Raw genomic sequence first — 12,781 nt, forward strand, 5'->3', positions numbered from 1 at the left:
CGTGAAAATCATTGCCTGTTACAGCAACAAGGGCGGGGTTGGTAAGACCGCGACGTCAGTTAACCTAGCTTACGCTTTTGCCAAGGACGGGAACACTGTTCTTTTGTGTGATCTTGATCCGCAGGGGGCATCCAGCTTTTATCTGCGCGTCAAACCGTCCAAAAAGCTGACTGAGGCCACGTTCTTCGAAGACGTTGAGAGGTTTACAAAATCCATCCGTGCCAGCGACTTCGACGGGCTTGATGTTCTGCCTGCCAACATGACATTTAGGGACTTCGACGTGTTTCTGTCGCGTATGCGCAACAAGCGCTCGCGGTTGAAAAAGGCCTTGGTTGGTGCAGGGAGCGACTACGACGTAATCATACTGGATTGCCCACCGAACTTTTCGACCCTGTCCGAGAACATTTTCAAGGCAGCGGATCAGATCGTCGTGCCCGTTATACCCACTACTTTGTCTGAACGAACTTTCGATCAGTTGGTTGGCTTCTTTGAGCAAAAGAAGTTGCCCAGAAAGAAGATAAAGGCTTTCTTTTCGATGGTTCAGCAACGCAAGTCCTTGCACCAAGAAACGATGGAAAGCATGTGCAAACAGTACCGTAAAAGGTTTTTGCAGACCGTAATTCCGTTTGCCGCAGATATTGAACGCATGGGCCAGAACCGCGCACCGATCAGTATCTACGCTCCGCGTAGTCAAGCCTGTGCAGCTTATCAGGCATTGTTCGATGAACTGGAAGATGTATTGGTTTCAAAAAGATGAGCGCCGAGATTGAACGTAAATTCCTGGTAGCAGAACTGCCCGATCTGAGTAGGGCTGAAAGGGCAGTGGTGCGTCAGGGTTATTTGACTGCACCTGATGATTCCACCGAGCTGCGCCTGCGGCAAAAAGGCGACCGCTACTACCTGACGTTAAAGGGCGTTGGGTCATTGGTACGGATCGAACGTGAGGCAGAGATATCGGCAGAGCAATTTGAGACCTTCTGGCCTGAAACTGACGGACGTCGGGTCGAAAAAGAGCGGTACACGGGCCGCATGGAAGATGGTCGGGTGTTCGAGTTGGATATCTTCTTCGGCGATCTCGCCCCGTTGCGCCTGGTCGAGGTGGAATTCCCTTCTGAACCCGAGGCGCTAGCCTATGTGCCTCCGGACTGGTTTGGCGCGGATGTCACGGAAGATAAACGCTACAAGAACAAAATAATGGCGATTATTGGCGTGCCAGTTTGATTGTCGCCTCAAGGCCGGGGTTGCAATTACGCGCAGTGAAGGCACCGCCATGCATATGTGAAATCGCGGCGACAAGGGCCAATCCAAGCCCTGCGTTACGCTCGGTACGGGCAGGATCCAGCGTGACAAATGGCACCTGCAAGCGCGGCAGATCTTCTGGTGGAACTCCGGGGCCGTGGTCACGAACGCTAAGGATGGCGTTAGGGCCATCTTCGCTGACTGTTACAGTTATCGCTGTGTGTTCAGGAGCATATCGCAGGGCGTTCTCGAGCAAGTTGGACAGCGCCTGAGACAACAGTGGACGGTGACCCTGTATCGGAGCGACCGACCCCACAACTTCAAGATTTGACCCCTGATCAGCGGCGACCGGTTCATAGAGTTCCACAACATCTCCGACAAGCTGCTGCAGATCGACGGTTTCGAACTGTTCACGCCCGACACCGGCTTCGGCGCGTGAAATCTCGGTCAATTGACCCAGCACACGCAAAACATGGTCGATTTCAACGGATGCACGGGCGACATCGATTTCTCTTTCGTGATCCGTTTTAGCGGGGTCCGACAACGCCTCGACCCTTTGTTTGAGACGCGACAGAGGGGAGCGGAGGTCATGAGCAATGGAATTCGAAGTCGTGCGCAGATTGCTAATCAATTCCTCGATGCGGTCCAGCATCGTGTTCAGTGTTCCAGCCACCTGATCAAACTCGTCTCCGGTCCCGCGCATTGGCATTCTGCGGGACAAATCCCCAGAGACTATGTTTTCCGCGGTGCTGGCAATGTCGGACAGGCGCGAAAAGACCAACCTGGTAAACAACCATCCGGTCAAAACACTCAGCGCCAGGGCAATTCCCAGCGCTATTCCAACCGAACGTAACAAAACCCGGTCAAATTGTTGCCGCGCCAACGCGTCTCGACCGACCAAGAGCCGTTCTCCACCAGGAAGGCGGATCGAAGCCGCCGAAATCGGTACCAACTGGTCATTGTCCGCCCGGTGGAGCTCAAGTTCGACCCAACCGCTGCCCGCGGTGATATCGACTGGCCACTGTTTCAGGTTACCAGCAAGTTTCGCGCCAAATCGGTCAGTTAGCAGGTAAAGCGCATCTCGTTCTGAGGCCGAGGGCAGGCGGCGTTCAATGGCTGTTAATAATCCGATCAATCCCCGACGTTCGTACTCATCCGCCAAGCCAGTCAATTCTGCAGACACAACCGACCGCGTTTCGCCCTCGATGCTGCGATTTGCTGTTACATAGACCAGCGCAAGCACCGTCGCTGTCAGCAATGTGCTCAGGGCCATACTGGCCAAGACAAGGCGCGTCCTGGAATTGTTGAACGAAAGCCGTATGTTATCCATCAGATATCATGTAACCCGCACCGCGGACGGTTTCAATCAATGGTGTCCGACCGTCCTCATCCAACTGCCTCCGCAGTTTTGAGATATGGACGTCCACAACATTGGTGTTCGGGTCGAAATGATAATCCCACACACCTTCTAGCAACATGGTGCGGGACACCACCCTGTTCTTGCGTCGCAGGAAGTATTCGAGGATCTGAAATTCGCGCGGTGTCAGCGTGATCTCGTGTCCTTCGCGCGTTACTTTGCGGGTCAGCAGATCCATTTCGAGATCGCGACAGGTCAGTGTCGCGCTTTCCTCAGATTCCTGTGGTCGCCTTAAAAGTGCTTCAATGCGGGCGTGTAACTCTTGGAAAGAAAAAGGTTTTACCAGATAGTCATCTGCGCCCGACCGCAGCCCTTTGACCCGCTCATCCACGGCGCTCATTGCGGTGAGCATCAACACCGGGGTTTTCATTCCGGCAGCCCGAAGGGAACGGATCAGAGATAATCCGTCCAGCCCCGGCAGCATTCTGTCCAGCACGATGGCATCGAACCCGCCATCGGTGGCATGGTACAGGCCCTCGCGGCCATCTGCGGCCTGTTCGACCACATAGCCCTCCTCGCAAAAGCCTTTGGCGATGAACTCGCGGGTGTCTGCGTCATCTTCGACGATCAACAGGCGACGGCTCATGATGCGAACTCCTTTCACTTTGAATTTAACCACAGAATGTCGGGTCACGCACTGTGTTTGGAGAAAAACGTGCCGGGTGCGTCGTTGCGCACCCGGCAGTCCCGGCGGAGAGCGGACAAATCAACCCGCCGGGGAGGCGCACGCCAGATATTCCCCATCACGTGGCGCGCGCGGGTGTCAGATCAGGCGATTTCCACCGCAACAAAGATCTGGTTGCCTGCTCGGTTGATAAGAATCAACGCAGGGCCGGTTTTTTCGCTGTCCAGTGCAGCCTTCAACGCATCCGGTGTGGTTGTGTTCTGACTGCCCAGTTTTACGATCACGTCGCCACGTTGCAGTCCGGCTTTGGCGGCTGGACTACCGGCTTCAAGCGCGGTGACCACAACACCGCTGACGTTTTCGCGTAATCCCATCTCGGTGCGGTTGGCATCGGTCAGTGGGGCAACCGTCACACCCAGAGCGGTGCCTTCGATCGCATCGTCTACAGACGTGTCGATGTTGGCCGAGGCGCTTTGATACTGGCCGACGGTCAGCTTAAGCTGCTGTTCCTTGCCGTCACGCAGAACGGTCAGAGTGCTGTCGGTACCAACCTTGGTTGTTCCAACAAGAATTGGCAGGTCGCTGCTGGATTCGACGGGTTCGTCGTTGAACGTCAGAATAACGTCGCCTTGCTTGAGGATACCCTCTGACGGGCTGCCATCAACCACGTCAGACACCAGCGCGCCGGTTGAAGCATCGATACCCATCGCGGCGGCGATTTCGGGGCTGACATTCTGGATCGAGACACCCAACCAGCCGCGGCTAACCTGACCGTCATCGCGCAGATCAGAGGCGATGTGGTCCACGATGTTGGACGTTACTGCAAAGCCCAAGCCCACCGATCCGCCGGTTGGCGAGTAAATGGCCGAGTTCACCCCAATGACCTCTCCATCCATGTTGAACAAAGGTCCACCCGAGTTACCCTTGTTGATCGCGGCATCCGTCTGGATGAATTCGGCGTATGGCCCCTGCGAGATGTTGCGACCCTTGGCCGAAACGATCCCCGTAGTCACGGTCGAGTTGAGCCCAAACGGGTTTCCGATGGCGACAACATCTTCGCCCACACGGATAATATCGCTGTCGCCCAGTTCGACGGCTTGCAGGTCCTCACCCGCGTCGATTTTGAGCACGGCGATATCCGTCAAAGGGTCGGTCCCGATGACTTCTGCTTCGAACGTGCGGTCGTCGCTTAGGCGGACGGTCACAGACTCGGCATTGTCGACGACATGGTGGTTGGTGATAATGTAGCCTGCCTCATCAAGTACAAATCCCGATCCCAGACCCTGTGCCGGACCGCGTTGCGGAGCATCGAAGCCTTCAGGCGCGCCGAAACGTTTGAAAAATTCACCGAACGGATGTCCTTCAAAATCAAAGTTCTGTCCCTGGGTCGGGATCTGGCGCGCTTTCTGTTCCGCGACAATGGTCACGACTGACGGCGATACGCTCTCGACCAGATCCGCCAGCGCTTCGTCTGCTTTGGAGGGCAGGGCGGTCGTCGCAAGAAGCGCGGCGCTTAGGGCGCTGACGCCAACCCAACTGGTTGTGCGCGGCATGAGAAGAGAAGATTTTCGGATGCTCATTTTGGTCTCCTGTTTATATCACGCGGATGCGGTCGCGCGTTAAGACAGCAGATGCGGCACCAGTCTGATCATTTCCTTTAACAAAGGTTAAGAAATCTTAATTTTGCCACAAATCGGATGTCTTATTCGCCGATCTGAATGGATGGAAGGTGCAAAACGGGACGAATCAAACCAGCGAATCTTCCAAATTGTTTCCTAATAAGGGGCCAGAAAGAGAAAAGTGAAGAATTGAGACAAATTCGATAACAAATGATGCAAGGGGGTTTTTACATTCCCTAAGATCGCCTTTAGGTTGTGGTCTGTTCTGGTGAAAAGACCACTTAACCGCAAACAACCATGAACAACATAAATCAATTTTCATATAGATCTGATCATATTCGAATTTCCCTGCATTCATCGGGGGTTAATAAACATCTTTAGGTAGATTGCCGATTTCAGAGATGTTGCGGAAAAACCATTCTGATATGTCGAAAATTAACCGAAATTCCTGTTTTAGCGTTGTTTGCGCGGGGCGGATCGGTGACGATAGGCATGCCCAAGCGAGGGGAAGCTGATGGCACTAGGGGGTGCCAAAAGCTCGTCACTGTTACCAGAAGCGCTCAGCGGCATGTTAACGAGGGGGTCTTGTTTAGGTTCGGCAGCGGAATAGCCAAGGTGCTACAGGCATTTTTGGCTGCGCTTTTGGAACGTGTGAAACGTGGTAGTCCCGCTTTGGGTACCGGCCCGGTCTGGAAAGACCGGGCCGTGTTACTTTTGACTTAACGTTGATTGCGCCATCTTGCCCAATCCTCGGGTGTGTCCAAATCCAGTAACGCATGTTCGCCGGGTAGGGGCCGCAAGAAAACCTTGTCCAAATGGGCACGCACAACGGATTGGGCTCCTTCATCACCGGACAGGGTGCTAAGCTCGGAAAACAGACTTTGGTCAAAAACCACCGGATGACCGGGCTTACCCGAGGCTGTGGCTCCGCGCCAAATCAGGTGGTCAGGGTGATCGATCATGGCGGACAAGACTGCGGTTATGTCCTGCGCCGTGATCTCGGGCAGATCGGCCAATAAAACCATGACCGCCGGGACATCGTTTGGGATTTGAGCCAATGCACGGCGTAAACTGGCATTCATCCCTTCCGCGGCATCGACAACCTCGATCCTGTGCAGGTCCAGCCCGTGCAATGCGGCATACCGATCATGTGGCCTTGGGGGCAGCGCGACGAACACCTCTCCGGCATCCATTGCAGTTAGCGCAGATCGGCGCATCAGGGTCATGCCGTCCACTTGTTGCAGCAATTTGTCCTGTCCACGCATGCGCTTGGACTGACCGGCAGCCAGCAAGATAATTGGTATTTTTTTCATGTGCCTAGAATGACGTTCTGGCTGGCTGATGTCATCCCCGCATTCGGGTTCCGTCACCATCAAACAAAGGCGTCGACACCATCCGGGCCTTACGCATTTGACCAAGAATTTCGATCTCGACCTCTGTTCCCTCCGCGATGTGTTCAACAGGAAGGAAACCCAAAGCAACCGATTGTTGCGCATGGTGGGAATACCCACCCGAGGTGCAGAAGCCCACAACCTCACCCTGTAGCCAAATCGGTTCATAGGCATTCACGTCGGCGTCTTCAGCATCAACGATGAAGGAAACCAACCTGCGCGCAGGTTTTTCCGAGCGCTCTAATTCTGCGGCGGCACGTCCGATGAAGTCATCAGGTTTCGAGAATGAAATGAACCGATCCAACCCGGTTTCACCTGGGGTGTAGTCGGGCGAGTATTCTCGCATCCATGACCCAAAGAACTTGTCCAGACGCAGGCTCATCATGGCCCGCATACCGAAAGGGGTCATGCCGAGCGGCTCTCCGGCTTGCCAGAGCGTCCACCAAAGCTGCCGCTGCGCCATCGGATCGCAGTAGATCTCGTAACCCAGATCTCCGGTGTAGCTTACACGTTGCACGATACAGTCAGTCATACCGAAGGTCATTCGGCGGACATCCATGAAACGCAGGTCCGAGAGGTCGTCTCGGGTACACGCCGCTAGAACTTCGGTAGCCTTGGGGCCAGCAATCTGAAACCCGTTCAGGCGATCGCTGATGTTTTCGATGTGAACATCGCCTTCCTGATGCTGCAGGAACCACCGCATATGAAATGCTTGCGCGCCATAAGATGCGGTCAGGCGGAAATCGGTCTCATCCAGGCAAGATACGGTGAAATCCCCGATCAGCTTGCCTTTGGGTGACAGCATCGGCGTCAGTGACAGGCGACCAGGCTGCGGGATACGCCCGGCCATGATCCGATTAAGCCATGTTCGCGCATCAGGGCCGGTGATACGGTATTTGCCGAAGTTGTGGACCTCGTTGATACCCACTGCATTGCGCACCGCATGCACCTCACGTCCAGTGGCCGCAAATGCGTCAGACCGGCGGAATGAAGGTGTTTCGTATTCGGGCTCACCATGCTGGGCGAAATAGTTTGGAACCTCCAGCCCGTATTGCTGACCCCAGACCGCACCCAGATCGGTGAAGATGTCATACATCGGCGTGGTTCGATTGGGGCGCGCGGCGGGCAGTTCCTCGTTCGGGTAGGAAACGCTAAAGCGTTTCTGATAGTTCTCGATCACCTTGGGGCGAGTATAGCCCGGGCTGATCCAGTCGCCGAACCGGGCCACGTCCATGGCAAAGACATCGCGCTCGGGCTCGCCTTCGATCATCCATTGCGCCAGCGTCAGACCCACGCCACCGCCCTGGCTGAAGCCCGCCATTACACCACAGGCAGACCAGTAGTTGCGCAACCCTGGGACGGGGCCGACCAGAGGGTTCCCGTCCGGCGCAAAGGTGAAAGGCCCGTGGATTACCGACTTCACCCCGGCTTCGGCTAGGACCGGGAAGCGGCGATATGCGAACTCGATACTATCGGTGATCTTGTCATAGTCGTCGGGCAGTAATTCATGCCCGAACTCCCAAGGCGTCCCATTCACGGCCCAAGGCTTGCAGGGTTGTTCATAAAACCCGATGCAAAGCCCGCGCCCTTCCTGTCGCAAATAGCTTTCTCCGGCTGGGTCCATCACATGCGGATGCTCTCCGCCCGCATCAATAATAGCTTCTATCTGAGGGATCGTGTCGGTGACCAGATACTGATGCTCCATCGGGTGCAGCGGGAAATAAACGCCCGCCATCGCCCCGACCTCGCGCGCCCATAGGCCGCCTGCATTCACCACGTGCTCCGCGTGAATGATGCCCTTGTCGGTGACCACATTCCAAGTGCCATCCCGCCGTTGCAGGGTTTCGTGCACCATGCAATGGGTTTCAATCGTGGCCCCATCCATGCGCGCAGCCTTGGCATAGGCATGAGTTGTGCCGGATGGGTCCAGATGCCCGTCCAGGGGATCATAAAGCGCGCCTATGATGCCGTCCGTATTGGTAATTGGCGCAATTTTCCTGATTTCATCCGGTCCGACGATCTCGGTTTCCAGCCCCATGAAGCGGTGCTTGGCGCGTTCGGCCAACAACATGTCGAACCGATCCTGATTGTCCGCCAAAGTGATCCCGCCAACATGGTGCAGGCCACATGACATGCCGGTAATCTCTTCCAGTTCTTTGTACAGGCGGATCGTATAGCCCTGCAGCGCGGCCATATTGGTGTCGCCGTTCAGCGTGTGAAACCCGCCCGCCGCGTGCCACGTGGACCCGCTGGTAATTTCCGAGCGTTCCAATAGTATAACGTCGGACCATCCCAGCTTGGTCAGGTGATAAAGGACTGAACAGCCGACGACGCCGCCGCCGATAACTGCCACTTGCGTTGTCGTCTTCACGTCCTCGCCTCCATCCGCATTTACCCGAACCTGCAAGGGCGGGTGCGGGTTTACTGTTCCGTTCCCGACACCAGGTGTCGCGGATTGTTCGTTACAACGGTCGGATTTTGAGCTCGGTGATCCGATTGCCCTCGCGTGCGGTGACCTCGAAACGGAAGCCGTGGAAGGAAAAGACCTGACCTACGATGGGGATCATCTGCGCCTCGTGAATGACAAGACCCGCGACGGTGTTTGCCTCTTCGTCCGGCAGGGACCATTCCATTGCCCGGTTCACGTCACGGATCGTCATCGCGCCTTCAACCAGATATTGACCATCATCTGTGCGCGTGACGGGGACATCTTCTTCCAGATCAAACTCGTCCGCGATCTCACCAACGATCTCTTCCAGAATATCCTCGAGCGTGATCAATCCGCGCAACGAACCATACTCATCCACGACCAGCGCAAAATGGCTGTGCATCCGCAGGAATTCTCGCATCTGATCGTCAAGAGTGGTGGTTTCGGGCACGAAATACGGATCGTTGGCCACCTTCGAGATATCGAAGCTCTCCAACTGGTTCGGCTGGCTTTCGCGATCCCCAGCGTGGGCATACATGGCACGAAACAGGTCCTTGGCGTGGACGACGCCTACGATGTTCTCGGGTTCGTCCCGAAAGACGGGCAGGCGGGTGTGAGGACTTTTAAGACATTGTTGAAGGATCGCCTCGGGCGCGTCGTCTGCGTCAATCATCTCGATGTTCGAGCGGTGCAGCATGATCTCTTCAACTGCGCGGTCACCCAGATCGAGCGCGCCAAGAATTCGGTCGCGGTCTTCCTTTTCGACCACACCTTCCGAGTGTCCCAGTTGCAATGCACCGGCGATCTCTTCCCGGACAGCCAGAATGTTGCTGTCGGGATCGATCCGAACGCCGAAGAGGCGCAAAACGCCGCGCACCAACAGACGTACTGCTGCCACAACAGGCGAGAATACGGTGACAACGACACTGATAATGGGTGCCACCAAAGATGCCGCTTTTTCCGCGTTTGTGATGGCATAGGTTTTTGGCAGCACCTCGGCAAAAATCAGCACCAGCAGGGTCATCACCAGCGTCGCCAAAGCCACGCCACTTTCCCCGAACAGTTTGGTGAACAAAGCAGTCGCCAAAGATGCCGCCAGGATGTTGACCAGGTTGTTGCCAAGCAGGACCGAGCCGATGAGACGTTCGTTGTCGTCGGTGATATCCAGCGCCTTTTGTGCGCCGCGAGACCCTTTGTCGGCCTGCGCCCGCAACTTACCGCGCGATGAGGCAGTCAATGCTGTTTCAGAACCCGAGAAAAAGCCCGACAGGACAAGCAAAAGCAGAATAGCGCTTGTGGTAAACCAGAATGCGCCGTCGATCATAGAGGGTGAGGGTTCCATTGGTCCTTGTAGGTTGGTGTTGCTTCATTCGTTATGGGGGCGCGGCCCCGGCGGATCAAGGGGTTAGCCTTTGTCCTGCGGCTCTTTGGCAAGCGGGTGATGCTCCAACACCAACTCCGCAAGGCGTTCGTCCAATACATGCGTGTAGATTTCCGTGGTCGCGACATCGGCGTGACCCAGTAACGTCTGGATCGATCGCAGATCGGCCCCGTTTGCCAAAAGATGTGTGGCAAACGCATGACGCAGAGTGTGCGGAGTGACTTTTTCTGGCGACACGCCGCCCTGAACCGCAAGCTCTTTGATCAGGTGAAAGAACATGTGCCTCGTCAGATGACCCGATTTGCCGCGCGAGGGAAACAGGAACCGCGACCTTTGCCCGCCATCGGCCACCAATTGGTCTTCGGCCTCGTCCCGCGTTTTAAGCCATAGCGCCAGCGCCTCGCGGGCTGGGGGCGACAGCGGCACCATCCTCTCTTTCCCGCCTTTACCCAGAACCAACAACATTCGTGGGTCACCTCGTGCGGAAGACACCGGCAGTGAGACTAACTCGGTCACGCGCATGCCGGTTGCATAAAGAACTTCCATCAAACAAGTGTTGCGGATGCGGTCGGTTTCGGTGCGACCAGTTTCACGCGCGGCTTGCAGCAAACGGTCAACTTCCGGCACGTCCAGAGTTTTCGGCAGGCGTTTTTGGCGACCCGGTCCTTTTATCTGGATGGCGGGGTTGGTCTCACGCCAGCTTTCCTCGAATGCAAAACGGTAAAGCTGCTTGATCGCGGACAGCCGTCTTGCGCGGGTGGATTGGGACAATCCCTGCGCGTCACAATCGATCAGATAACGTTCGATTCTGTCGCGGTCCGCCTGATCAAAGGTGGTTTTTCGACGCTCGAGCCACGCGGCGAAGTCTTTCAGGTCGCGCCCATATGCCAGCAATGTATTGGGTGACGCCCCAAGCTCGGCCGCTTGCGCCTGAAGAAAGGTTGAAATCCAAAGGTCGTGCGAGGCCGGGGCTACCATGGTCATGTGCCCTGTAGGATCAAAAGGTTCAGCGCAGCGCGACGGGCCGTGTCTTCAAGACCAACCCTCCGCAGGGTTGCGATGGCGGCTGAAAGGTCCACGAGGTTGCCGCGTGACCCATGTGCGAACAACTCCATCGTCTCAAGGACGGCTTCACCCAGTTGTCCGTCGCTTAGCAAACGGTCGATATCGGCGGGAACGGGTGCGGCCCAGGCAAAACCCTGCGCGACAGCGTCTGCCAAAGGCGATGGAGAGCGCGCGCGTCCAGGATCACCCTGAGCCAAAGCGGCGAGGAATTGGTTCTCTTCCCCTTGGTCAGGAACAGCCAGGGCAGCGGTTTCGTAAAGATCGGACAGCAACAGAATACGCCAGCGCAATTCCTCGGCGGCTGGGTCGGTCAATGTGACTTTTGACAGCCGGTTCGCAAAAAGCTCGGCGAATGGAACTTCAAGCCCCACGCTGCGCATCTGCTCCCACACGGTGGGTAGGGACTGCGCGATCGCGCCGACTTTACCGGAGTCCAACGCACTTTCAAAACGTTGAACGGCGGCGACGCGGTCCCAGACCGCTCCGGATGCAGCCGGAGAGCGTTCGGTATATAGCCCAAGCAACTGGTTGGGCGTCAAAGCACCGACGCGAGTCAGTCGTTCGGCTGCTTCGATCTGTGCTTTCCATCCGGCCACATCTCGCAGATCGGCATTGGCAAAGGCGCGCGGCAGCGAAGTCGAGGGCAAGCGCTCGCCAATTGCTTCATACAGTCGGAATGTAAGCGGGTCGGGGCGCTCGGGTTGCGGTAGGTATTCGGCGTCTTCGAACAGCTCGGGGCTGAGGAACCTGTCCAGCAAGGCAAGGTCCATTTCCGGAAGAATCTGCAACGCATGAGCTGCCTCTAACGTCAGCGCGGCTGAGGTCCAATCGCCACGCCGGGCCTTGCAGAATATCTGGGCTTCGTAGTCCTGAGACAGATGCGGTTGCGCGATCAGCGCTGTGCAACTTCTATCTTCGTCTCCGGTCAGAAGGGTGGCATCAAACCAGCGTTGGAACCGGTCGCGGGTGTCCGTCGGACCGGCAAGTTGCACCAGAGACTGCGCGGGATCAGCTGCGCCAAGCTGCATCAACCGGTCCAGCCGCGCCAGCAGCAAGGTCTCCTCGGCATCGGGTCCGGATGGCGCACGAGCTTCGGTAAGCAACAGAGTGAAAAGCAGGCGTTGCATGGCCGGGTTGTATTTGACCGGCACGTGACCGATCAGTTCCGCCAACCGTGCGGGATCGCTGTTTTGCCACACATCCACCGGAAGGCCTGTCACCGACGACGACACCAATCCCAAGGGCTGGGACAACGCCTCAAGCGGAGTGACTTCCACACCCGGTTGCAACCCGGAATCCGATACAGGCGGTTCCAGCAGAACAGTGCCGGGCAGGTTGTCCGGTGGCTGGCTCAGCCAGTCGATCACAGATAAAGGTTCCTGCTGCGCCTGTGCCGCACTGGCCAGCAGCATCGCAGCCGCTGCGGCCTTAATCCACATTCAGAATGACCGGCTCGCGCACTTCTTCCTGCGGGGCCGAAAAATCAACGCCAAAGAAAGGACCTAGATACGCGTAGCCCACCAACCCGATAAAACACAGGCAGATCAGATATATCAGGAATTTTATCAGACGGCCCATCGCTCAACATCGCCTCATTTTTCTGTTTTGTCCCAGTT

At 56.4% G+C, this 12,781-nt stretch carries 11 protein-coding genes; 2 read left to right on the forward strand and 9 right to left on the reverse strand.

Going from position 1 to position 12,781, the window contains the following annotated elements; all coding sequences use genetic code 11:
• Position 1 precedes the first annotated feature (1 nt).
• Both AC2TAD_RS10035 and AC2TAD_RS10040 read left to right on the forward strand, forming a co-directional pair.
• Positions 2-757: a ParA family protein gene (locus AC2TAD_RS10035; protein WP_480867460.1), complete on the forward strand. Its 756-nt coding sequence runs from the start codon at positions 2-4 to the stop codon at positions 755-757.
• Positions 754-1,221, forward strand: a complete 468-nt coding sequence (locus AC2TAD_RS10040) for a CYTH domain-containing protein (protein WP_480867461.1) — start codon at positions 754-756, stop codon at positions 1,219-1,221. The genes AC2TAD_RS10035 and AC2TAD_RS10040 overlap by 4 nt, the downstream gene beginning before the upstream one ends.
• On the opposite strand, the gene AC2TAD_RS10045 is transcribed toward AC2TAD_RS10040, so the two are convergent.
• From AC2TAD_RS10045 to AC2TAD_RS10085, 9 genes are all read right to left on the reverse strand, one after another.
• Positions 1,202-2,569, reverse strand: coding sequence for a sensor histidine kinase (locus AC2TAD_RS10045; protein ID WP_480867463.1), 1,368 nt, complete (start codon positions 2,567-2,569; stop codon positions 1,202-1,204). The two genes, AC2TAD_RS10040 and AC2TAD_RS10045, sit on opposite strands and share 20 nt — an antisense overlap.
• A complete protein-coding gene (locus AC2TAD_RS10050; protein ID WP_480867465.1) occupies positions 2,562-3,242 on the reverse strand; it encodes a response regulator transcription factor in 681 nt (226 codons plus the stop codon). The genes AC2TAD_RS10045 and AC2TAD_RS10050 overlap by 8 nt, the downstream gene beginning before the upstream one ends.
• Before the next feature lie 182 nt (positions 3,243-3,424).
• Entirely contained in the window at positions 3,425-4,861 is a 1,437-nt protein-coding gene (locus AC2TAD_RS10055) for a Do family serine endopeptidase (protein ID WP_480867467.1), read from the reverse strand.
• A gap of 758 nt (positions 4,862-5,619) precedes the next feature.
• Positions 5,620-6,213: a nucleotidyltransferase family protein gene (locus AC2TAD_RS10060; protein ID WP_480867469.1), complete on the reverse strand. Its 594-nt coding sequence runs from the start codon at positions 6,211-6,213 to the stop codon at positions 5,620-5,622.
• Between the two features lie 31 nt (positions 6,214-6,244).
• Positions 6,245-8,662: a GcvT family protein gene (locus tag AC2TAD_RS10065; RefSeq protein WP_480867471.1), complete on the reverse strand. Its 2,418-nt coding sequence runs from the start codon at positions 8,660-8,662 to the stop codon at positions 6,245-6,247.
• 91 nt (positions 8,663-8,753) lie between these two features.
• Positions 8,754-10,061 (reverse strand): HlyC/CorC family transporter, encoded by a 1,308-nt coding sequence (locus AC2TAD_RS10070; protein ID WP_170352984.1) that lies wholly within the window; start codon positions 10,059-10,061, stop codon positions 8,754-8,756.
• A gap of 63 nt (positions 10,062-10,124) precedes the next feature.
• Positions 10,125-11,078: a tyrosine recombinase gene (locus AC2TAD_RS10075; RefSeq protein ID WP_353393442.1), complete on the reverse strand. Its 954-nt coding sequence runs from the start codon at positions 11,076-11,078 to the stop codon at positions 10,125-10,127.
• A 2-nt stretch (positions 11,079-11,080) separates the two neighbouring features.
• On the reverse strand, positions 11,081-12,604 hold the full coding sequence (locus tag AC2TAD_RS10080) for a hypothetical protein (RefSeq protein WP_480867473.1): 1,524 nt from the start codon (positions 12,602-12,604) through the stop codon (positions 11,081-11,083).
• Complete coding sequence (locus tag AC2TAD_RS10085) at positions 12,594-12,743, reverse strand: hypothetical protein (protein WP_170352987.1); 150 nt, start codon at positions 12,741-12,743, stop codon at positions 12,594-12,596. Before AC2TAD_RS10085 ends, AC2TAD_RS10080 begins: the two co-directional genes overlap by 11 nt.
• Positions 12,744-12,781 lie beyond the last annotated feature (38 nt).

The organism is Ruegeria sp. HKCCD7628 (genome assembly GCF_057221005.1).